General features: G+C 71.5%; 15 protein-coding genes and 2 pseudogenes. 11 read left to right on the top strand and 6 right to left on the bottom strand.

All coding sequences use genetic code 11. From position 1 onward, the window contains the following. The first annotated feature begins 60 nt into the window (after positions 1 to 60). The 3 genes from KKZ08_RS36300 to KKZ08_RS36310 all read left to right on the top strand — a co-directional run bounded on the left by KKZ08_RS36300 (position 61) and on the right by KKZ08_RS36310 (position 2,234). The gene (locus tag KKZ08_RS36300) at positions 61 to 264 is read left to right on the top strand and encodes an MbtH family NRPS accessory protein (protein WP_223778479.1); all 204 of its coding nucleotides are present in this window, start codon (positions 61 to 63) and stop codon (positions 262 to 264) included. Between the two features lie 129 nt (positions 265 to 393). After that, positions 394 to 969, top strand: coding sequence for a GNAT family N-acetyltransferase (locus tag KKZ08_RS36305; protein WP_223778480.1), 576 nt, complete (start codon positions 394 to 396; stop codon positions 967 to 969). Further along, positions 966 to 2,234 carry an MFS transporter gene (locus tag KKZ08_RS36310; RefSeq protein WP_223778481.1) on the top strand — a complete coding sequence of 423 codons (1,269 nt, stop codon included), beginning with the start codon at positions 966 to 968 and terminating at the stop codon, positions 2,232 to 2,234. The genes KKZ08_RS36305 and KKZ08_RS36310 overlap by 4 nt, the downstream gene beginning before the upstream one ends. Before the next feature lie 39 nt (positions 2,235 to 2,273). On the opposite strand, the gene KKZ08_RS36315 is transcribed toward KKZ08_RS36310, so the two are convergent. Both KKZ08_RS36315 and KKZ08_RS36320 read right to left on the bottom strand, forming a co-directional pair. Continuing rightward, positions 2,274 to 3,218: an aldo/keto reductase gene (locus KKZ08_RS36315; protein ID WP_223778482.1), complete on the bottom strand. Its 945-nt coding sequence runs from the start codon at positions 3,216 to 3,218 to the stop codon at positions 2,274 to 2,276. Between the two features lie 212 nt (positions 3,219 to 3,430). Continuing rightward, the gene (locus KKZ08_RS36320) at positions 3,431 to 4,468 is read right to left on the bottom strand and encodes a LacI family DNA-binding transcriptional regulator (RefSeq protein WP_223778483.1); all 1,038 of its coding nucleotides are present in this window, start codon (positions 4,466 to 4,468) and stop codon (positions 3,431 to 3,433) included. A 337-nt stretch (positions 4,469 to 4,805) separates the two neighbouring features. On the opposite strand from KKZ08_RS36320, the gene KKZ08_RS36325 reads away from it, so the two are divergent. The 7 genes and pseudogenes from KKZ08_RS36325 to pulA all read left to right on the top strand — a co-directional run. Next, the gene (locus KKZ08_RS36325; RefSeq protein ID WP_223778484.1) at positions 4,806 to 6,026 is read left to right on the top strand and encodes an extracellular solute-binding protein; all 1,221 of its coding nucleotides are present in this window, start codon (positions 4,806 to 4,808) and stop codon (positions 6,024 to 6,026) included. A gap of 41 nt (positions 6,027 to 6,067) precedes the next feature. Beyond that, positions 6,068 to 7,096: a sugar ABC transporter permease gene (locus tag KKZ08_RS36330; protein WP_223778485.1), complete on the top strand. Its 1,029-nt coding sequence runs from the start codon at positions 6,068 to 6,070 to the stop codon at positions 7,094 to 7,096. A gap of 5 nt (positions 7,097 to 7,101) precedes the next feature. Further along, positions 7,102 to 7,986 (top strand): carbohydrate ABC transporter permease, encoded by an 885-nt coding sequence (locus KKZ08_RS36335; RefSeq protein WP_223778486.1) that lies wholly within the window; start codon positions 7,102 to 7,104, stop codon positions 7,984 to 7,986. 103 nt (positions 7,987 to 8,089) lie between these two features. Next, entirely contained in the window at positions 8,090 to 9,796 is a 1,707-nt protein-coding gene (locus KKZ08_RS36340; protein ID WP_223778487.1) for a glycoside hydrolase family 13 protein, read from the top strand. Beyond that, complete coding sequence (locus tag KKZ08_RS36345; protein ID WP_223778488.1) at positions 9,784 to 10,851, top strand: LacI family DNA-binding transcriptional regulator; 1,068 nt, start codon at positions 9,784 to 9,786, stop codon at positions 10,849 to 10,851. The genes KKZ08_RS36340 and KKZ08_RS36345 overlap by 13 nt, the downstream gene beginning before the upstream one ends. A 332-nt stretch (positions 10,852 to 11,183) precedes the next feature. Then, a pseudogene (locus KKZ08_RS36350) lies at positions 11,184 to 12,581 on the top strand (alpha-amylase family protein); the annotation flags it as partial. A gap of 227 nt (positions 12,582 to 12,808) precedes the next feature. Then, positions 12,809 to 15,388 (top strand): annotated as a pseudogene (gene pulA / locus KKZ08_RS36355) (pullulanase-type alpha-1,6-glucosidase); the annotation flags it as partial. 15 nt (positions 15,389 to 15,403) lie between these two features. On the opposite strand, the gene KKZ08_RS36360 reads toward pulA, so the two are convergent. From KKZ08_RS36360 to KKZ08_RS36375, 4 genes are all read right to left on the bottom strand, one after another. Further along, positions 15,404 to 17,260, bottom strand: a complete 1,857-nt coding sequence (locus KKZ08_RS36360) for a GAF domain-containing protein (protein WP_223779335.1) — start codon at positions 17,258 to 17,260, stop codon at positions 15,404 to 15,406. 80 nt (positions 17,261 to 17,340) lie between these two features. Then, entirely contained in the window at positions 17,341 to 18,741 is a 1,401-nt protein-coding gene (locus KKZ08_RS36365; protein WP_223778489.1) for an MFS transporter, read from the bottom strand. 70 nt (positions 18,742 to 18,811) lie between these two features. Beyond that, positions 18,812 to 19,624: a 3-hydroxybutyrate dehydrogenase gene (locus KKZ08_RS36370; protein ID WP_223778490.1), complete on the bottom strand. Its 813-nt coding sequence runs from the start codon at positions 19,622 to 19,624 to the stop codon at positions 18,812 to 18,814. Between the two features lie 106 nt (positions 19,625 to 19,730). Continuing rightward, on the bottom strand, positions 19,731 to 21,122 hold the full coding sequence (locus tag KKZ08_RS36375; RefSeq protein WP_223778491.1) for a tannase/feruloyl esterase family alpha/beta hydrolase: 1,392 nt from the start codon (positions 21,120 to 21,122) through the stop codon (positions 19,731 to 19,733). 459 nt (positions 21,123 to 21,581) lie between these two features. Here KKZ08_RS36375 and KKZ08_RS36380 point away from each other — a divergent pair, with 459 nt between their 5' ends. Beyond that, on the top strand, positions 21,582 to 22,364 hold the full coding sequence (locus tag KKZ08_RS36380; RefSeq protein WP_223778492.1) for a CoA transferase subunit A: 783 nt from the start codon (positions 21,582 to 21,584) through the stop codon (positions 22,362 to 22,364).

The raw sequence follows: 22,364 nt of genomic DNA on the forward strand, positions 1-22,364 counted from the left end.
CCGCCCCCTAACCACCCACTGCCCACTGCCCACCCGAACCGGATGACGAAAGAAGGCGACATGGACGAGAACACCCGCTACCAGGTGCTGCGCAACGACGAGGAGCAGTACTCGCTCTGGCCCGCCGACATCGAGGTGCCCGCGGGCTGGCAGCCCGTCGGCAAGGAGGGCACCGAGGCCGAGTGCTCCGCCTACGTCGACGAGGTCTGGACCGACATGCGGCCCAGGAGCCTGCGCGAGCGCATGGAGAACACCCGGGCCTGACCGGCCCGCCGCACCCACACGCCGGGCCGGCCGCATCCGCGCCGGCCCGGCGCCCCCCACGCGTCGCCGTTACGACGCCCCACCGTCCTCGGCCCACCACGACACGGCAACACTCCCGAGGAGCCCGCCATGACCCCTGTCCTGCGCACCGAACGCCTGGACTTCATCCCGTACCGATCCGAACACGAGGACCACTTCGTCGCGCTGCTGCGGAACGCGGAGGTGTGCCGCTGGATGGGCCAGGACCTCGTGCCCGAACCGCAGCTCCGTGAGGTGTTCCGCGCCATCCTCACCGAGGTCTACCCGCAGCACCGGTTCGACGTGTGGGGCCTGTGGCTGGCGGGCGACTACGTCGGGCACGCCGAGGTGAAGCCCACCGGCAACGTCGACGGCCACGAACTCGTCACCGCGCTCGGCCCCGCGTACTGGGGGCACGGACTGGGCGGCGAGGCCGTACGCGGCCTGCTCCGGCACGCCGCCGACAACCTCGGGCTCAGCGAGGCGTACGGCATGGTCGGCGCCGAGAACACCGCCAGCCTCGCCCTCTGCCGCCGCCTGGGCTTCCGCCACGTCCGGGACGTCGTCGCCGACGACGGATCCGTCACGAAAATGCTCGTCATCCCGGTCGAGGACCCGAGCGGGACGGCAGCCACCCCCGGCAACCCGGAGGCCCGAGACGCGCGGAGCGCCGGGGGCCCGGTGTGAGCCGGCCGTTCGCCGGCGAAGGCACCGCCGAGACGACGGACGCCGACCGTTCGCCGGGGCTGTGGCGCAACCGCGACTTCAACCTGCTGTGGACCGGGCAGTGCCTGTCCGACCTCGGCGGCGCCATGGTGGAGCTGGCGCTGCCGCTGCTGGTGCTCCAGCAGACCGGGTCCCCGGCACAGGCCGGGCTCGTCGGAACCGCCGGGCTCGTCACCACCCTGGTGTGCCGGCTGCCGGCCGGTGTCCTCGCCGACCGCCTCGACCGGCGCCGCCTGATGATCACCTGCGATGTGCTCCGCCTCACCGGGTACGCACTGCTCGGCTGGGCAGTGGCGACGGGCGCCGCGAGCCTGCCGGTGATCGTCGCGGTGGTGATCGCCGGTGCCGCCGCCACGGCCGTCTTCAGCACCGCCGAGCACGCATCGGTGCGCAAGCTGGTCCGCCCCGACCAGCTCACCGCGGCCGTCGCCCGCAACGAGGCGCGCGCGTACGCCGTCTCGCTGACCGGCCCGCCGTTGGGCGGCCTGCTGTTCGGGTTCGCTCGCGCCCTGCCCTTCCTCGGCAACGCGCTGAGCCACCTGCTCTCCCTCGTGGCCGTCGCCTGCATCCGGCGGCCTCTCCAGGAGGTCCGGCGGGAGGCCGCCCCGCCCGTCGCCGTCTCGGCGGCGCAGGGCCTGCGCTTCCTCCTCGGCCATCCCTTCCTGCGCGCCCTGCTGGTGATCGCCGCGCCGCTGAACATGGCCTTTACCGGCATGATCTTCGCGATGACGCTCGCCCTGCTCGACGCGGGCGTCCCCCCGGCGCTGGTGGGTCTCGCCGGAACGATCTTCGCGCTGGGCGGCTTCCTCGGCGCCCTCGTGGCCCCTGCCCTGCAACGGCGGTTGCGGCTGCCCGTCCTGATGAGGCTGCTGTGCTGGACGACCGCCGCGCTGATGGCGGTGAGCACGCTCCTTGCGGGCAGTGTGCTCGCCGCCATACCGCTGGCCGCCGCCGTGTTCCTCGGGCCCACGGCGAACGCGGCGCTCTTCGCCCACCAGGCCGCCGTCACACCGGACCACCTGCAAGGCCGCGTCGTCAGTGGCGTACTGCTCGCCGCGGGCTCCGCCGCCGCGCTCGCCCCCGCCCTGGCCGGTGCCCTCCTGGCCCGTTTCGACCCGGCACCGGCCATGCTGGTCTTCCCCGCCCTGGTGGCCGTCGCCGCGGTGACGGCCACTCGCGGCAAAGGCATCCGCGGCCTGCCCGACCAGCAGCCGGGGCCTGCTTGAACCGTGCGCCGGCCCGCTGCGGGCGGGGTCGGCGGCCGGTCAGGGCAGCGGGCCGCCACGGGCGGTGACCCACAGGTCGTACCACTCCTCGTGGGTGAGGCCGGGCGCACGGCGCACGGCGTCGCGGCAGGCACGGATGCGCTCGGGCCTGCCGGTCCCGATGACTGGGGCGATACGGGCCGGATGGCGCTGGAGCCACCACAGCAGGATCGTCTCCGGTGTCGTGCCCTTGCACTCGGCGAGGGCGGTGACGAGGCGGGCGGTGGGCGTGTCCTGGCCGCCGGTGTAGCGGCCCTGGGCCAGGGCGCCCCACGCCTGGAGCCGGATCCCGTGGGCGTGGCAGTACTCGACCGTCCCGTGCGGGAAGCCGTTGCCGGTCGCGGCCTCGGTGTTCACGAGGACACCGGACTCCACCCAGTCCCGGCGGGCCAGACTCATCTCCAACTGGTCGGCGACCAGGGGCACATCGAGATGGGAGCGCAGCAGCTCGATCTGTGCCGCGCTCATGTTGGACACGCCGAAGCGCCGCACCAGGCCCTGGGCGTGCAGGGAGGTGAGCGCCTCGGCGATCTCCTCCGGGCCGGTCAGCGGATCCGGGCGGTGCAGGAGCAGTACGTCGAGCACGTCGGTGCGGAGCCGGGTGAGGCTCTCCTCGACGCGCCGCACGATGCTCTTGCCCCGCAGGTCGTACATGCCGGGAAGAGCGCCGTCGGCCTGCCGGATGCCGCACTTGGTCTGCAGGACGATGCGCTCCCGCAGCCCGGGCGCCCTGGCGAGCACCTCGCCGAAGACCGCCTCGGCCTTGCCGCGCCGGTAGATGTCGGCGTGGTCGAACTCCGTGACGCCGATGTCGAGCGCCGCCTCGACGGCGGCCTCCGCGTGAGCGATGTCCGCGGCGGCGTACGGCTCGTCGTCCCACGTGCCGCCGAGCCCCATGCACCCGTACAACGGCCGGCCCGTGAGCACGTCGTTCTGCGCTGCCATGCGTTCTCCCTTGCTGCTCGGCGATCCGCCTGCTGCTCGGCGCAGCCGGACCCGGCCGCGTGACCTAGGCTTCACTGCCGCCCCGGCCGTTGTACCGGACAGCGGGTCAAGTGCGTGCGGAGCACCGGAGTCGAGTGCGGATCCGGCGGCGCGGGACCGAGTCGAACAAACCACCGACACGTTTGCAAGGGGTTTCAGGACTAGTTTCAGGACTAGGCGGTCCTGCGGTCCTCCAGCCGCCCGGAGGCGGTCGAGTCGCGTACGACCAGTTCCGGCAGGAAGACGAACTCGCTGTGCGGGGCGGGCGTGCCGCCGATCTCCTCCAGGAGCGTGCGGACCGCGGCCTGGCCCATCGCCTGGACGGGCTGGCGGACGGTGGTCAGCGGGGGATCGGTGAACGCGATCAGCGGCGAGTCGTCGTAGCCGACGACGGAGAGGTCGCGAGGGACCTCAAGGCCCCGCTCGCGGGCGGCGCGGACGGCGCCGAGCGCCATCATGTCGCTGGCGCACACGATCGCGGTGCAGCCCCGGCCGATCAGCGTGGCCGCCGCGGCCTGGCCGCCCTCCAGGGTGTACAGGGAGTGCTCGATGAGCGCGGCGGAGTCGTCGGCCGACATGCCTAGGCGCTCGCGCATCCCGAGCTGGAAGCCCTCGATCTTGCGCAGTACGGGCACGAACCGCCGGGGGCCCACCGCGAGGCCGATCCGGGTGTGGCCGAGCGAGGTCAGGTGCGTGACGGCCAGCCGCGCCGCGGCCCGGTCGTCGGTGGAGACGAAGGGGGCCCGCACCTTGGGCGAGAAGCCGTTGACCAGGACGTAGGGCACGCCCTTGCCGCGAAGCACCTCGTAGCGCTCCATGTCGGCGGTGGTGTCGGCGTGCAGTCCGGAGACGAAGATGATGCCGGAGACGCCCCGGTCCACCAGCATCTCGGTCAGCTCATCCTCGGTGGAGCCACCGGGGGTCTGGGTGGCGAGCACGGGGGTGAAGCCCTGGCGGGTCAGGGCCTGGGCGATGACCTGGGCGAGCGCGGGGAAGATCGGATTGTCCAGCTCGGGCGTGATCAGGCCGATCAGACCGGCGCTGCTGCGCTGCCGCAGCCGTGCGGGACGGTCGAAACCGAGCACGTCGAGCGCCGCGAGGACGGATTCCCGGGTGGCCGCGGCGACACCGGGCTTGCCGTTGAGGACACGGCTCACGGTGGCTTCGCTGACCCCCGCCTGCGCTGCGATGTCGACGAGCCGTGCGGTCATGGACTGGACTGTACCTGCCATCCACCTGATTGCCCACCAGCTGCACGGACTTGCGGAAGGCTTCCAGCCCTGCAAGGGACTTGCAGCGGCCCGAGAGGGGCATCGGGGGTAAGAGGCCACTTCAGAGCGGTGTCAAGCGCAGCTATGGCAACCGTAAGGACACGCAGCGGTAACGATGAACAGCGCTTGCAGAAATTTCTCGCAAGGTCTTTCGGCGGCTTTTCAATCCTGTTACGTTCCCTGGCAACCCGGCGCCGCGTCCAGTGCGGCTCACCGGAGGCACCTCTCCCCGAGGTCCCGCCTCCCCTCGTTCTCGGGTTCAGTCGAAGGAGTTCTCATGCGGCGTGGCATAGGGGCCACCGCGCTGGTCGCGGCCCTGACCTTGACGGCGGCAGCGTGCGGTGGTGACGACGGTGACAGCGGCAAGAAGAGCTCGGGCAAGCTCTCCGGCACCGTCACTTTCTGGGACACCTCGAACGACGCCGAGAAGGGGACCTACGAGAAGCTCGCCAAGGGCTTCGAGAAGCTCCACCCCGACGTCAAGGTCGACTACGTGAGCGTCGCGTTCGGCGAGGCCAACGCCAAGTTCAAGAACGCCGCCGGCGGCAACTCCGGGGCTCCCGACGTGATGCGTACCGAGGTCGCCTGGGTCGCCGACTTCGCCAACCTCGGCTACCTCGCCCCGCTGGAGGGCACCGCCGCGCTGGACAAGGCCGACGACTACCTGCCGCAGGCGGCGGCCAGCACCAAGTTCAAGGGCAAGACCTACGCGGTGCCGCAGACCATCGACACCCTGGCGCTCTTCTACAACAAGAAGATGCTCAAGAAGGCCGGCGTCGAGGTGCCCACCACCTTCGACGAGGTGAAGTCCGCCGCGAAGAAGATCAAGTCGAAGACCGGCAAGACCGGTCTCTACCTCCGCGGCGACGACCCGTACTTCTACCTCCCGTACCTCTACGGAGAGGGCGGCGACCTCCTCGACACCAAGAACAAGAAGGTCACGGTCGACGAGCCCGAGGGCGCCGCCGCGTTCAAGGTCATGAAGGACCTCGTCGACTCCGGCGCCGCGACCACCGACGCGAGCGACGGCTACAACAACCAGCTGAACGCCTTCAAGGACGGCGAAGTGGCCATGGCGATCGACGGGCCGTGGTCCATCGAGGGCGCCTTGAAGGGCAAGGAGTTCAAGGGGGACAAGGCCAACCTCGGCGTCGCCCCCGTCCCCGGCGGCAGCGACCGGCAGGCCGCCCCGCAGGGCGGCTGGAACCTCGCGGCCTACGCGGGCTCCGGCAACCTCGACGCGAGCTACGAGTTCATCAAGTACATGAGCTCGGCCAAGGTGCAGCAGCAGACCACCGAGCAGCTCAGCCTCCGTCCGACGACAAGTCCGTGGACAGTTCACAAGTCCGTCGAGCGGCCGTGGATCCCCGAGGCCAACTCCCTCTTCGAGCCGATCCGCCTGCAGATGGGGAAGGTGCTCAGCGGCAAGGCCTCGCCGCAGGGCGCGGCGGACGGCGTCGGCGACGCCTACCGCAAGCTCCTCAAGGACTACAAGTAAGCAGCGGAAAGATCCCGAAGATGAGGAGGGCTGACCGCCCCATGGCTGTCGAGAGCGGCCAGTCGGTGGTGAGGGCCGCGGATGCCACGAGCATCCGCGGCCGCGGCCACCGGACCGGCAAGAACCACCGGACCGGCAAGAACCCCGGGCGTCTGCGCCGGGCGCTGTCCACTCACTGGTACGCCTGGGCCATGGTCGCCCCCGTGGTGGCCGTGATCGGCGTGATCATCGGCTACCCGCTGGTGCGCGGCCTCTACCTGTCCACGACCGACGCCAACGAGGCGAACGTCGAGCGCACCATCGGTGTCAACCACATCCCGGCGACGTACGAGTCGGTCGGCCTGGACAACTACTCCACCGTCCTCTCCGACGGCGTCTTCTGGGACCGGCTGAGCTGGACCGTCATCTGGACCGTCTCCTGTGTCGCGCTGTCCTTCGCGCTCGGCCTGGCCCTGGCGAACATGCTCAACCGCAAGCTGGCGGGGCGCTCCTTCTACCGGATGGCGCTGATCCTGCCCTGGGCGGTGCCCGCCTTCGTCTCCGTCTTCACCTGGCGGCTGATCTTCAACGAGAAGAGCGGCATCCTGAACAAGCTGCTGGCCGGTGGCGGCATCGACGCCATTCCGTGGCTGAACGACCCCACGTGGGCCAAGATCTCGGTCATCACCGTCAACGTCTGGCTCGGCGTGCCGTTCATGCTGGTGGCCATGCTCGGCGGACTCCAGTCCATCCCCGGCGAGCTGTACGAGGCCGCCGAGATGGACGGCGCGAACGCCTGGCAGCGCTTCCGGCACATCACCCTGCCCGGCCTGCGCTCCGTCAGCAGCACGGTGATCCTCATCAGCGGCATCTGGACCTTCAACATGTTCCCGGTGATCTTCCTGCTCACCCGGGGCGGACCGGGGGACGCCACCGAGATCCTGGTGACGTACGCCTACCGGCTCTCGTTCGTCGTGAGCCCCCGCGACTTCGCGGGATCCGCGGCCTGGGGCGTGATCATTCTGCTGCTCCTCTCGCTCTTCGCGGTGGTCTACCGCCGCGCGCTCCGCAAGCAGGGAGAAGTCTGGTGACGACCATGACGAACCGACCGACCAAGACCAAGACCCGGACCGCGCCGAAGCCGAGGACCAGGCCGCGCGGCGAACGCGGGCCGCTGGCCTCCGTCGGGCTCCACCTGACGCTGCTCGTCGCCTCGGCCATCGCGGTGCTGCCCCCGCTGTGGCTGCTCGTCACGTCGTTCAAGCCGGAGAGCGAGGCGTTCTCCACCGCCCTGGTGAAGGACTTCACGCTCGGCAACTACGACCACGTCATCAACGACACCGAGTTCTTGAGCTGGGTCGCCAACTCCCTGCTCGTCGTCGGGCTGACCACCGTGATCGGCGTCTTCATCTCCGCGACCACCGGCTACGCCGTCAGCCGCTTCCGGTTCCCCGGCATGCGCCCGCTGATGTGGCTGCTGCTGATCACCCAGATGTTCCCCGTCGCGGTGCTCATCGTGCCGCTCTACAACCTCCTCGCCAACCTCGGCCTGCTCAACCAGCCCATCGGCCTCGTCGTCACCTACCTGACGATCGCCGTGCCCTTCTGCGCCTGGATGATGAAGGGGTACTTCGACACCATCCCGGTGGAGATCGACGAGGCGGGACGGGTGGACGGCCTCAATCCGTTCGGCACGTTCTGGCGGCTCATCGTGCCGCTGGCCAAGCCGGGGCTCGCCGTCACCGGCTTCTACAGCTTCATCACCGGCTGGGCCGAGGTCGCGTACGCGTCCGCGTTCATGACCGGCGAGGAGAACCTCACCCTCGCCGGCGGCCTCCAGACGTTCGTCAACCAGTACACCAGCGACTGGGGCTCGCTGACGGCCGCCGCGGTCATCGTCGCGGTCCCCGCCGCGGTGATCTTCGGCTTCGTCCAGCGCCACCTGGTCGGTGGACTCACCGCCGGCGCGACGAAGTCCTGACCGCCCGCCTCGCGGCTCACCGGACCCTCCGGGCCACCGGACCGTCCGGGCCACCGGTTCTCCCCGCCCATCGATCTCTCGATCCCTCGATCCCAGGGAAGACATGACCCAGCATCTCGCTGCCCCCACAGCCCCCGCCCGCGGCACCCACCCGGACTGGTGGCGCGACGCGGTGATCTACCAGGTCTATCCGCGCAGCTTCGCCGACGGCAACGGCGACGGCATGGGCGACCTGGCGGGCATCCGCGCCCGGCTGCCCTACCTCAGGGACCTCGGCGTCGACGCCGTCTGGCTCAGCCCCTTCTACTCCTCGCCGCAGGCCGACGCCGGATACGACGTCGCCGACTACCGCGCGATCGACCCGATGTTCGGTGACCTGCACGACGCCGACGCCCTGCTGCGCGACGCCCACGCGCTCGGCCTGCGCGTCATCGTGGACCTGGTGCCCAACCACTCCTCCGACCGGCACGACTGGTTCCGGCGCGCCCTGCGCGAGGGCCCGGGCTCACCGCTGCGCGAGCGCTACCACTTCCGCCCCGGCAAGGGCGCGGACGGTGAACTCCCGCCCAACGACTGGGAGTCCATATTCGGCGGCCCCGCCTGGACCCGGGTCGAGGACGGCGAGTGGTACCTCCACCTCTTCGCCCCCGAACAGCCGGACTTCAACTGGGAGCACCCGGCCGTCCGCGACGAGTTCCGCTCGATCCTGCGGTTCTGGCTCGACATGGGCGTGGACGGCTTCCGCGTCGACGTCGCCCACGGTCTGGTCAAGGCCGAGGGCCTGCCCGACATCGGCACGCACGACCAGCTCAAGCTGCTCGGCAACGACACCATGCCGTTCTTCGACCAGGACGGCGTGCACGACATCTACCGGAGCTGGCGCGGCGTACTCGCCGAGTACGCGGCGAACGACCTCGGGCCTGCGGGCTCCTCCTCCCCGAAGGACCGGGGCCAGGGGACGGGCGGGCGCATCCTCGTCGCGGAGGCCTGGACGCCCACCGTCGAGCGCGCCGCCGCCTACGTGCGCCCCGACGAGATGCACCAGGCGTTCAACTTCCACTACCTGGGCACGTACTGGGACGCCGCCGAGCTGCGGGCGGTCATCGACGCCTCACTGGCCGCCATGCGGCCCGTCGGCGCCCCCGCCACCTGGGTGCTCTCCAACCACGACGTCACCCGCCACACCACGCGCTTCGCCAACCCGCCGGGGCTCGGCACCCAGCTGCGTACCGCCGGCGACCGCGAACTCGGCCTGCGCCGCGCCCGCGCCGCGACACTCCTGATGCTCGCGCTGCCCGGGTCCGCCTACATCTACCAGGGCGAGGAGCTCGGCCTGCCCGACGTCACCGACCTGCCCGACGAGGTGCGCCAGGACCCCTCCTTCATCCGGGCCAGCGGCCAGGACGGCTTCCGCGACGGCTGCCGGGTGCCCATCCCCTGGACCGTCGACGGGCCGAGCCACGGCTTCGGCGCCGGTGGCAGCTGGCTGCCGCAGCCCGCGGGCTGGGGCGAGCTGAGCGTGCAGGCCCAGACCGGCGACCCCGACTCGACCCTGGAGCTGTACCGGCGCGCGCTGCGCGTACGGCGGACACAGCCGGGCCTCGGCGCGGGCGACTCGCTGGAGTGGCTCGACGCTCCCGAGGGGGTCCTCGCCTTCCGCCGTGACGGTTTCGTGTGCACCGCGAACACCACGGGTTCCGCGGTGCGGATCCCGGCTCCCGGGCGGGTCCTGCTCGCCAACGCCGCCGTGGAGGCCGTGGACGGCAAGGCCGAGCTGCCCGCCGACACCACCGTCTGGTGGGCGGTGTGACCAACTCCCCGCCGCGCGCCCCGGACTGGGCCGACCGCGGTGCTCCGCGCCTCGCGGACATCGCCGTCCAGGCCGGGGTGAGCGAGGCCACCGCGAGCCGGGTGCTCAACGGCAAGCCGGGGGTGGCGACGGGCACGCGGCAGCGGGTGCTCGCGGCCCTGGACATCGTGGGCTACGAGCGCCCGCTGCGGCTGAAGCGGCACAGCGCGGGCCTGGTCGGGCTCATCGTCCCCGAGCTCAGCAACCCGATATTCCCCGCCTTCGCGCAGGTCGTCGAGCAGGTGCTCGCCGGGCACGGCTACACCCCCATGCTGTGCACCCAGATGCCGGGCGGCGCGACCGAGGACGAGCTGGTCGAGCAGCTGGAGGAGCGCCGGGTCAGCGGCATCGTCTTCCTCTCCGGGCTGCACGCTGACACCACGGCGGATCCCACCCGCTACCTCGAACTGGTCGGCCGGGGCACGCCGTTCGTGCTGATCAACGGCTACAACGAGAACATCCCGGTGTCCTTCGTCTCTCCCGACGACCGCGCGGCGGCCCGGATGGCGGTGCGCCACCTGGTCGACCTGGGGCACGACCGGATCGGTCTGGCCATCGGACCGACCCGGTACGTCCCCTCCCGGCGCAAGGCGGAGGGGTTCACCGCGGCGCTGCACGAGTTCCTCGACCCGGCACAGGGGGAGGCCGAGCGGCTCGTGCAGCGCACCCTGTTCACGGTCGAGGGCGGCCACGCGGCGGCCAGCGCACTGCTGGACGAGGGGTGCACGGCGATGGTCTGCGGCAGCGACATGATGGCGCTGGGCGCCGTCCGCGCGGTGCGTGAGCGGGGGCTCTCGGTACCGGGGGACGTCTCCGTCGTCGGCTTCGACGACTCGCCGCTGATCGCGTTCACGGACCCGCCGCTGACCACGGTGCGTCAGCCGGTGCAGGCGATGGCGACCGCCGCGGTGGGTGCCCTTCTGGAGGAGATCCAGGGCAATCCCGTACAGCACACGGAGTTCGTCTTCCAGCCGGAGCTGGTCGTCCGGGGCTCCACGGCGCAGGCGCCGCGCTGAGGGCCCGCGCTCCGGGGCCTGCCGGCTCCAGGGCCCCGGTCCGAACCGCCGGGCGCGTGGGGCCCGTTGCTCTGGGCCCCCGGCGGCCCGGACCGGAGATGTGGTTGAACGTAACATCGTCGCAATCTCTTGCGAAAGACCTTGCGGGGCATGAAATCGAGGGAACCGCAGTGTGACGTCCAGTTGTGCCCGAAGGGTTGACCGCGGTTCCAGGGGGTCGTACGGTCTCGACCGATATCGGCGTTGAAATGTTGCTGCAACATCCTTCAACGGCCTTACGGGCACGGCGCGTTGCCGGACAAGGCCATCCCTCACCCCCGCAGGAGGCCCTCATGGCACGTCGTAAGACCGGAGTCCGCAGACCGCTGGCCGCCGCCCTCGCCCTCGCCGCCGGAGCCGCCGGCAGTCTCGTCGCGGGAGCCCCGCAGGCGCAGGCCGCACCGCCCGGCGGCAAGGACGTGACCGCCGTACTCTTCGAGTGGCAGTTCGCCTCGGTGGCCAAGGCGTGCACGGAGCAGCTCGGCCCCGCAGGGTACGGTGCCGTCCAGGTGTCGCCGCCCCAGGAGCGCATTCAGGGCGAGGCGTGGTGGGCCGCGTACCAGCCCGTCAGCTACCGGATCGGCACCCGGCTCGGTGACCGGGCCGCCTTCCGCAGGATGGTGGAGGCCTGCCATTCCGCTGGCGTCAAGGTCATCGCCGACGCGGTGATCAACCACATGACGAACGCCTCCGGCACCGGCTCCGCGGGATCCCGCTTCACCAAGTACGACTACCCGGGCACGTACTCGGCGGCCGACATGAACAACTGCCAGGCCCCGATCAGCAACTACCAGGACCGCTGGAACGTCCAGAACTGCGAACTGGGCGGTCTCGCCGACCTCGACACCGGCGAGGAGTACGTCCGCGGCAGGATCGCGGCCTACCTCAACGACCTCCTCTCCCTCGGCGTCGACGGTTTCCGCGTCGACGCGGCCAAGCACATGCCCGTCGAGGACCTCAAGAACATCAAGTCGCGGCTGACCGAGCCGGACGTCCACTGGAAGCAGGAGACGCTGTACGGCGCCGGCGAGGCGGTCTCGCCGAGTGAGTACACCGGCGTCGGCGACGCGCAGGAATTCCGGTACGCCTGGGACCTCAAGCGCGTCTTCAACGACGAGAAGCTCGCCTACCTCAAGAACTACGGCGAGGGCTGGGGCTACCTGCCCGGCTCGAAGGCGTCCGTCTTCGTCACCAACCACGACACCGAGCGGCACGGCCAGACTCTCAGCTACAAGAACGGCGCCAACTACACCCTCGCGCACGTCTTCATGCTCGCCCTGCCCTACGGCTCGCCCGACGTGCACTCCGGCTACGAGTTCAGCGACGCCGACGCCGGCTCACCCGACGGCGGCCACGTGAAGGCCTGCTACAGCGACGGCTGGAAGTGCCAGCACGCCTGGCCCGAGATCAGGAGCATGGTCAAGTTCCGCAACACCGCGCGGGGGACGGGGATGACCGACTGGTGGGACAACGGCAACGACGCCATCGCGTTCGGCCGGGGCCACAAGGCGTACGTGGCGATCAACCACGAGGACCACACCGTCAACCGCACCTTCCGGACCTCCCTCGCCGCTGGCAGCTACTGCGACGTCCAGAGCGGCAGGACCGTCAAGGTCAACGGCTCGGGGCAGTTCACGGCCGCCGTGGCGTCGAACACCGCGCTGGCTCTGCACGTTGGAGCCAGGAAGTGCTGACCGCCCCACGGCACGGGCCGCCCGGCTTCCGCTTCCCCGCTGCCGGGCGGCCCACCCCGCCCCGCACCCCCTCCCGCCCTCGACAAGGAGAAGCCCTCTTGACCGGCTCCCGCCGCCGCACCCTGGTCACCACCGCCCTCGCCCTGCTCGCCGCCGTCGCGCCACTGACCTCCTCCGCCGCCGCGCCCAGTACGCCGGCCGCCGCTGAAGCGGCCGACGAGCTCGACCTGACCAAGGCCAGAGCCCAGTGGATCGACCGGGACACCGTCGCCTGGGACCTCCCGGACGCCGCCGCCACGACCCACGAAGTGGTGTACGCGCCCGACGGACGGCTCACCGCGCGGGACGGGAAGCTCTCCGGCGAGGGACGCCACATACGCCTGAGCCGGGCCGAGGGCGGCCTCACCGACGCCCAACGCGAGAAGTACCCGCACTTGAAGGAGTACGCGGCCTTCACCGTCGACCCGCGCGACCGCGATCAGGTACGCCGCGCCCTCACCGGCCAGGTCATCGCGGTCCGCAAGGACGCCGACGGCAAGCCGCTCACCGCCACCGGCGTCCAGACGCAGGGTGTCCTCGACGACCTCTACAGCGCGGCCGCGACCAAGGCCGACCTCGGCCCGCGGTTCCACCACGGCCGCACCTCGCTGGCCGTCTGGGCGCCCACCGCCCAGTCCGTCACACTCGAACTGGGCGGCGAAACCGTGCCCATGCGGCGCGACGACGCCAGCGGCGTGTGGTCCGTCAGCGGCCCCAAGGCCTGGGCGGGCACGTCGTACCGGTACGCGGTGAAGGTATGGGCGCCCAGCGTCCAGAAAGTCGTCACCAACAAGGTGACCGACCCCTACTCCACCGCCCTCACCGCCGACTCCGCCCGCAGCCTCGCCGTCGACCTCGGCGACCCGAAGCTCGCCCCTACGGGCTGGGAGCGGCTGAGGAAGCCGAAGGCGACGCCGCTGCGGGACGCGCAGATCCAGGAGCTGCACATCCGCGACTTCTCCGTGGCGGACCGCACCTCCCGCCACCCCGGCGAGTACCGCGCGTTCACGGACACCGCGTCCGACGGCATGAAGCACCTGCGGAAGCTCGCCAGGGCCGGTACGTCGTACGTACACCTGCTGCCCGCCTTCGACTTCGGCACCGTCCCCGAGCGCGCCGAAGCCCGGAGCAGGCCCGACTGCGACCTGAAGGCGTTCGCCCCGGACTCCGACGAGCAGCAGGCGTGCGTCGCCGAGACCGCCGCCAAGGACGGTTACAACTGGGGCTACGACCCGGTGCACTACACCGTGCCGGAGGGCAGCTACGCGAGCGACCCGGACGGGACCCGGCGCACGGTCGAGTTCCGGCAGATGGTCCAGGGCCTGAACGGAGCGGGCCTGCGCACCGTGATGGACGTCGTCTACAACCACACCGTCGCGAGCGGACAGGCCGACAAGTCCGTCCTCGACAAGATCGTGCCCGGCTACTACCAGCGGCTGCTCGCCGACGGCACGGTCGCCACCTCGACGTGCTGCGCCAACACCGCGCCCGAGAACGCCATGATGGGCAAGCTCGTGGTCGACTCCCTGGTCACCTGGGCCAAGGAGTACAAGATCGACGGCTTCCGCTTCGACCTGATGGGCCACCACCCCAAGGCCAACATCCTCGCCGTCAGGAAGGCCCTCGACGCGCTGACGCCCGGCAAGGACGGCGTCGACGGAAAGAAGATCATCCTCTACGGAGAGGGCTGGAACTTCGGCGAGGTCGCCGACGACGCCCGCTTCGTCCAGGCCACCCAGAAGAACATGGCCGGCACCGGCGTCGCCACCTTCTCCGACCGGGCCCGCGACGCGGTCCGCGGCGGCGGCCCCTTCGACGGCGACCCCGGCGTCCAGGGCTTCGCCAGCGGCCTCTACACCGACCCCAACTCCTCCAAGGCCAACGGCACCTCCGCCGAGCAGAAGGCCCGGCTCCTGCACTACCAGGACCTGCTGAAGGTGGGCCTGACCGGCAACCTCGCCTCGTACACCTTCACCGACTCCGCCGGCCGCCGGGTCAAGGGCTCGCAGGTCGACTACAACGGCGCCCCCGCCGGATACGCTGCGGCGCCCGGCGACGCCCTCTCCTACGCCGACGCCCACGACAACGAATCGCTGTACGACGCCCTCGCCTTCAAGCTCCCCGCGGACACGAAACCGGCCGACCGGGCTCGCATGCAGGTGCTCGCGATGGCGACCGCGACCCTGGCCCAGGGCCCGTCGCTCTCCCAAACCGGCAGCGACCTGCTGCGCTCGAAGTCCCTGGACCGGAACTCCTACGACAGCGGTGACTGGTTCAACGCCATCCACTGGAGCTGCCGGGACGGCAACGGCTTCGGCCGCGGGCTGCCGCCGGCCGCCGACAACAAGGACAAGTGGACCTTCGCCAAGCCCCTGCTGGCCTCCTCCGCCCTGACCCCCGGCTGCCGGGAGATCGACGGAGCGTCCGCCGCGTACCGAGACCTGGTCCGGCTGCGCGCGACCGAGCCCGCCTTCTCCCTCAAGACGGCCGCCGAGGTCCAGTCCCGGCTCTCCTTCCCGCTCTCGGGCACCGCGGCGGAGACACCCGGCGTCGTCACGATGCGCCTCGGCGACCTCGTGGTCGTCTTCAACGCGACCCCGGACACCCGGACCCAGCGGGTGTCGGCCCTCGCGGACACCGCGTACCGGCTGCATCCCGTACAGGCCAAGGGCGCGGACACCACCGTCAGGCAGGCTTCGTACGAGCGGAAGTCCGGCACCTTCAGCGTCCCCCCGCGTACGGTCGCCGTCTTCGAGCGGCGCTGAGACCGCCGGGCACCGTCAGTGGCTGCGGCTGCACAGGCGGTGCAGCCGCAGGGCGAGTTGCAGTTCGAGGGCCCTGGTGGGGCTGTTCCAGTCGGGGCCCAGAAGCTGTGCCACCCGGTCCAGCCGCTGCACCACGGTGTTGACGTGCACGTGGAGGGCGTCCTTGGCCTTGGACAGGCTCGCGCCGTAGGTGTAGTAGGCGTCGAGGGTATGGGCCAGCTCGGTGCCACGCTGCCGGTCGTAGGCGAGCACGGGGCCGAGGAAACGCTCCACGAAGCCGTTGAGGTCCGACCGGTCGCCGAGCAGGACGCCGAGGAAGCCCAGTCCGGCGATGTCGGCGCCGTCCCCGGTGCGGCCGAGGGCGTGCAGGGCGTCGAGACAGCGTCGGGCTTCGGCGTACGTGCCCGGGAGCTGCCCCGGCCCGGTGGACGGCCCGGCGGATCCCACGGTGACCGGTGCCCCGGCCGCCTGCCCGAGGTCCCTGGCCAGCTCCGCGGCGAGCGCGCCGGGCTCCGACGACGGTACGAGGAGGACGACGTGACCGTCACGGACTCCCGCGAGCCCGCCCAGCGAGCGGGCCCGGCGTACGGCTTCCGCGAACAGCTGGGCACGCGGCTCGGTGTCGGCGTCCAGGGCGAGCACGGCGTAGGGCCGGGAGAGATTGAGGCCGAGCTTGCGGGCGCGGATGGTGAGGCTCCCGGTGTCGTGGCGGCCGTCGTGCCGGTCGAAGGTGAGCAGATCGTCGAGGAGCTCCCCGCGGACGCGGTCCTCCGCCTCGGCGACGGTACGGCGCAGCAGCAACAGCAGAGCGGCGACCAGGGCGGCGCGTTCGAACAGGCGCCGGTCGGCGTCGGCCAGGTCCGCGCGTCCGGTCAGGACGAGGCTGCCGAGGAGTTCGGAGCCGGCCAGTACGGCGCACACCCAGGTGCCGTCCACCGGGACGGCGTGGCCACCGGCGCGGGAGGCGGCGACACCCTGGGAGGACGGGGCGAGGGGTCCGGTGCCTGCCCGGGCCATTTCGGTGCCGTCCGAGTCGTGGAGGGCGAGGCCGCCGCCGAGCAGGGCGGCGATCTCGCGCACCAGGTCGTCGACGCTCCCGCCGCGCAGCACCAGGTCGGTGAGCCGGTCGTGGGCGTCGGCGGCACGCCGGAGGGCCGTGCTGTGGGCACGGGCGGTCTCGTTGGCCGTGTTGAGCTCCACGAGGGCGGAACGGGTCTCCTCCAGCAGACGGGCGCTGTCGATGGCGACCGCCGCGTGGTCGGCGAGCGAGGTGAGCAGCGCGATGGCGTCCGGGGGGAAGTCCCGCGTGGTGCGGTCCGCGGCGAAGAGCACGCCGATGACGCGTTTCCCGACACGGAGAGGGACCCCGAGGATGCCGCGCAGTCCCTCCTCCCAGACCGCTTCGTCGATGGGGCGCGTGTGGGTGAAGCGGGAGTCCGTGCGGTAGTCGGCGCTGGCGTACGGGCGGGCGGTCTGGGCGACAAGGCCGCCGAGGCCCTCGCCCATGCCGAGCCGCAGTTGCTGGAAGCGGGCGGAGACGGAGCCGTCGGTGACCCGCATGAAGGTGTCCTTGGCGACGGGGTCGTTGAGGGACAGATAGGCGATGTCGGTGCCGAGCAGTGTCCTGGCCCGGTGGACGATGGCGCGCAGGACCGCGTCCAGATCACGCAGTGCGGCGAGGTCGCTCGCGGTGTCGAAGAGCGCGGCCAGCTCGGCCTCCCGTCTGCGGTGCTGGTCGAGGGTCCGCCGGATCTCCAGCGCGGCCCGGGTGGCTTCCTCCAGGAGGGACCGCTCCGCGGGCGAGAGGTACTCGGTGGACGCGTCGGCCGACGGGCGGGTGAACTGCTCGGCGGGTGCTCCGGAGGCCAGCATGGTCAGCAGCCGCCCGAGGGCCGCGATCGTGCCGTGTGCCGCTGCGCGGTGCGTCGGGTCGTTCACGGCGGCGTGTCGGCTCACACGGTGTCCCTGCCGACGGCCGTCGGCTCGGGCCTGCGCGCCTGGTCGGAGGAGTCGGCCGCCAGGGTGGCGGTGAGGTCCCGGCCGCGGGTCTCCCTGGCGAGGGCGACCGTCACGGTGGTGACGAGCGCGGCAAGGCACAAGTACAGGGCGACGGGGGTGGCGGAGTCGTACTCCTTGAGGAGTTCGACGGCGATGATCGGGGCCAGCGCGCCGGCGATGATCGAGGCGAGCTGGGAGCCCATCGACGCGCCGGAGTACCGGACCCTGGTGTCGAACATCTCCGAGATGAAGGCGGCCTGCGGGCCGTACATGGCGCCGTGCAGCAGCAGGCCGACCGTCACCGCGAGGGTGATCACGGCGAACGACTTGGAGTCGAGCAGGGCGAAGAAGGCGAAGGCCCACAGCGCCATGCCGACCGAGCCGATCAGGGTGACCGGCCTGCGGCCGACGCGATCGGAGAGCGCGCCCCACAGGGGGATGGTGACGAAGTGGACCGCAGAGGCGATCAGTACGGCGTTCAGCGCGGTGCTTTTGGGCAGTTCGAGGTGGTTGGTGACGTAGACGAGGAGGAAGGCGGTGAGGACGTAGTAGGAGATGTTCTCGCCGAACCGGGTGCCGATGGCGGTGAGGACCTCCCGCCAGCTGCGGCGGAACACCTCGATCACCGGCGCCTCCTCCTTGACGCCGCGGGCGGCGTCGGCTTTGGCCTTGGCCTGGGCGGCGAGGAAGACGGGGGACTCGGAGACGGAGACGCGGATCCACAGGCCGAGCAGCACCAGGACGCCGGAGAGCAGGAACGGCACGCGCCAGCCCCATGACATGAACGCCTCCTCCGACTGCACGGCGGCGAGCAGGGCGAGGACTCCGGTGGCCAGGAGGTTGCCGCCCGGGGCTCCGGCCTGCGGCCACGACGCCCAGAAGCCACGCTGCTTGTCGCCGCCGTGCTCGGAGACGATGAGCACCGCGCCGCCCCATTCGCCGCCCAGCGCGAAGCCCTGGACGAGACGCAGCACGGTGAGCAGGATCGGCGCGCCCACGCCGAGCGTTTCGTACGTGGGCAGCAGACCCATGGCGAAGGTGGCGCCGCCCATCATGAGCAGGCTGATGACGAGCAGCTTCTTGCGGCCGACCTTGTCGCCGAAGTGCCCGAAGACCACACCGCCCAGCGGCCTGGCGGCGAAGCCGATCGCGTACGTGATGAAGGCGATCAGGGTGCCCACGAGCGGGTCGGCGGTCGGGAAGAAGAGGGTGTTGAACACCAGTGCGGCGGCGGACCCGTAGAGGAAGAAGTCGTACCACTCGATGGTGGTGCCGATGAGGCTCGCGCTGACGATGCGGGCGATCCCGGTGGAGCGGCCGGAAGCGGCTGGAGCGGTGGCCGGTGTGTCGGACATGTGTCACCAGTTTCGTGTGCGGGGACGGGAGTTTCGTGTGCGGGGCGAGGGAAGAGGAGGGCCCGGGGGCTCAGTTCGCTCCCCAGCCGCCGTCCAGGGGCAGGGAGGCGCCGGTGATGTAGCCGGTGTGCGGTCCGCACAGCCACAGCGCGGCGGCGGCGACCTCTTCGGCCTCCAGGAGCCGCTTGACCGGGGCGCGTGAGAGCAGGACGTCGGAGAGGACGTCGCCGGCGCTGATGCCGTGGGCCGCGGCCTGATCATGGATCTGGCTCTCCACCAGAGGGGTGCGGACGTAGCCGGGGTTCACGCAGTTGCTGGTCACACCGTGCGGAGCCCCCTCGATGGCGGTGACCTTGCTCAGACCCTCCAGGGCGTGCTTGGCCGTGACGTAGGCGGATTTGTAGGCGCTGGCGCGCAGTCCGTGGACGCTGGAGATGTTGATGACCCGGCCCCATCCGCCGGCGTACATGTGCGGCAGCACGCGGCGGATCAGCAGGAAGGGGGCGGTGACCATCACCTGCTGCATGAGGGCGAAGCGCTCCGGCGGGAATTCGGGGAGCGGAGCGACGTGCTGGAGTCCGGCGTTGTTGACGAGGAGGTCGATGCCCTCGGGCAGCGTGTCGATCACGGCGGGGTCGGCCAGGTCGGCGATGTGCGCCTTTCCTCCGATGGTGTCGGCGACCGCAGTGGCCTTCTCGGCGTCCACGTCGACCACATGGACCTCGGCGCCGGCCGCCGCGAGGGCGGTGGCGCACGCCAGCCCGATGCCGCTGCCGCCGCCGGTCACCAGTGCGGCGCGGCCCGACAGGTCCACGCCGTGCGCGGCCGAGTGGGGTGAGGCGGTCGGCCTCAGCGGGTGCGGGGAGGTGAATTCGCTGGTCATGGCCGGAAACAGTAGGGACACCGCGTCGGCTGGCCTATGGGGGCGACCACCACAATGAGCTGCCCGAAGGTGGCGGACCCTCCTATACGCGGCGGCCCTTGGCGCGTCAGCGGCCGAGCGGACAGGTGGTCAGGAGCGTGGCCGCGTCGGCCGCGGGCGGACGCGGCACGGTGCGGCCGGCCGGCGGCACGTGGGAGCGGGCCAGCCATCCCTCCAGGGCGGTGAAGGCCGAGCGGTGGCAGGGGACGAGCGGCCTCAGCCGGTCGGGGAAGGCGTCCACCAGGGAGTCGGTGTGGGTGCCGTCCTCGACGCGGTAGTAGCGGTGCAGCGCGCCACGGCCCGCCCGGCGCACCATCTTGGCGTACACGTCGGAGCCCCGGCCGATGGGGAGCAGTACGTCCAGGGTGCCGTGAAGGGTGATCAGGGGCTTGCCGATGCGGCCGGTCAAGGCGATCCGCCCGACGGCACGGCGGACTTCCGCGGGCCGTGAGGCGTAGTCGTAGTCCGCGTCGCAGGCCGGGCTGCCGGGGGTGCAGTACGGGGTGCCCGCCTCCGTCGGGCCGTCGAAGCCGGGATCCAGCTCCTCGCGGTAGACGCGCTGCGTGAGATCCCAGTAAGCCTTGTGGTGGTAGGGCCACAGGAACTCCGACCCGGCCGGGTAACCGGCGGCGCGCATCGCCCGGCCCGCCCGCTCGGCGCCGGGTCCGCCGGCCGCGTACACCGGGTAGTGGCGCAGCGCCGGGGGCAGGAACGTGAACAGGTTCGGCCCGTCGGCGCGCCACAAGGTGCCTTCCCAGTCGACGCCGCCGTCGTACAGCTCGGGATGGTTCTCCAGCTGCCAGCGCACCAGGTAGCCGCCGTTGGACATGCCGGTCGCCAGGGTCCGCTCGGGCGGGCGGTGGTAGCGCTGGGCGACCACGGCGCGGGCGGCGCGGGTGAGTTGGGTGAGGCGTGAGTTCCACTCGGCGATGGCGTCACCCGGCCGCTCCCCGTCGCGGTGGAAGGCGGGCCCGGTGTTTCCCTTGTCGGTGGCGGCGTAGGCGTAGCCACGGGAGAGGACCCAGTCGGAGATGGCCCGGTCGTTGGCGTACTGCTCACGGTTGCCGGGGGTGCCCGCCACGACCAGGCCGCCGTTCCAGCGGTCGGGCAGGCGGATGACGAACTGGGAGTCGTGGTTCCAGCCGTGGTTGGTGTTGGTGGCGGAGGTGTCGGGGAAGTAGCCGTCGATCTGGACACCGGGCGCGCCGACGGGGGTGGCGAGGGACTTCGGGGTCAGTCCCGCCCAGTCGGCGGGGTCGGTGTGGCCGGACTCCACCGTCCCCGCCGTGGTGAGTTCTGCCAGGCAGTCGGCCCGCTGGTGTGCGGCTCCGGGGACGATGATGCGCTGCCGCCCGGGGCACGCGGTGGTGGTCGTGGCCGCCGACGGCGGCACGGCGAGGCACAGAACGGCCAGGGACAGCAGCGCGGCCGAAGCGGCCCGCCGACAGGGACGTGACATGGCGACGAGGTGCGAGAGCATGCAGGACCTCTGGTTCCGAAGGCAGTGACGGGCGGAGAGTAGGCGGCCGCGCGAGGCTTCCGACATGGTTGCGTCCACCACGCTCGCGGCGGTCGGGACGGGTTCCGTCCCCATGCGGAGCGGCGGGATGAACGCTGACCTGCCGGCCCGGACAGGCCCTGTATCGACGCACTTCGAGCGCCCCGCCATATGGCCTGAGGACAGCCGGACCGGCGCCGAACGGCCCGCCGCCTCCCCGGGCCCTCCGAGGCGGAGCGGCGACAACGCCCACCTAGGTGCCCCTCGTTGTGTGGGTCACGTCCATGGTCAAGGTCTGGGCGCCTTCCTAGGGTCGACGCCAGTTGGCCGAGCGGACACCGGCCGCGGCGGCGGTCCAAGGCGGTCGAGCCGAGCCGTCGGCGAGGAAGACGGCCGGTGTCCCCGATGGAGAGGGACCGAATGGGTCTGGACAAGACGGTCGCGGACGCGGCCGAGGCGGTGGCGGACATCCCCGACGGGGCGTCACTCGCCGTCGGCGGCTTCGGACTGTGCGGCATACCGAGCGCGCTGGTCGAGGCCCTGCTGCACCGGACGACCTCACGGCTCGCGGTCGTCTCCAACAACTGCGGTGTGGACGACTGGGGGCTGGGACTGCTGCTGCGCGCGGGCCGGATCGCCAGGATGACCAGCTCGTACGTGGGAGAGAACAAGGAGTTCGCCCGGCAGTACCTCAGCGGCGAGCTGGAGGTGGAGCTGGTGCCGCAGGGCACTCTCGCCGAGCGGCTGCGCGCGGGAGGGGCCGGAATCCCCGCCTTCTACACCCCGGCGGGGGCCGGCACCCAGGTCGGTGAGGGCGGCCTGCCCTGGCGGTACGGGGCGGACGGGAGCGTCGTGCTCGCCTCACCGCCCAAGGAGGCCCGCGTCTTCGGCGGGCGCGAGTACCTGCTGGAGCACGGCATCACCACCGACTTCGCGCTGGTGCGCGCCACCATCGGTGACCGGCACGGCAACCTGGTCTTCCGTTCCTCGGCCCGCAACTTCAATCCGTTGGCGGCGATGGCCGGCCGGATCACCATCGCGGAGGTCGAGCACCTGGCCGAACCCGGAGAACTCGACCCCGACGAGGTCCACCTGCCCGGCGTGTTCGTCCAGCGCGTGGTCCGTGTCCGCCCCGGTGACCCCGCGGCCGAGCGGCGCATCGAACGCCGCACGGTCCGGACCGCGCGGGAAGGCGGTGTCTGA

Source organism: Streptomyces sp. 135, assembly GCF_020026305.1.
In the GTDB taxonomy this organism is placed as follows: domain Bacteria; phylum Actinomycetota; class Actinomycetes; order Streptomycetales; family Streptomycetaceae; genus Streptomyces.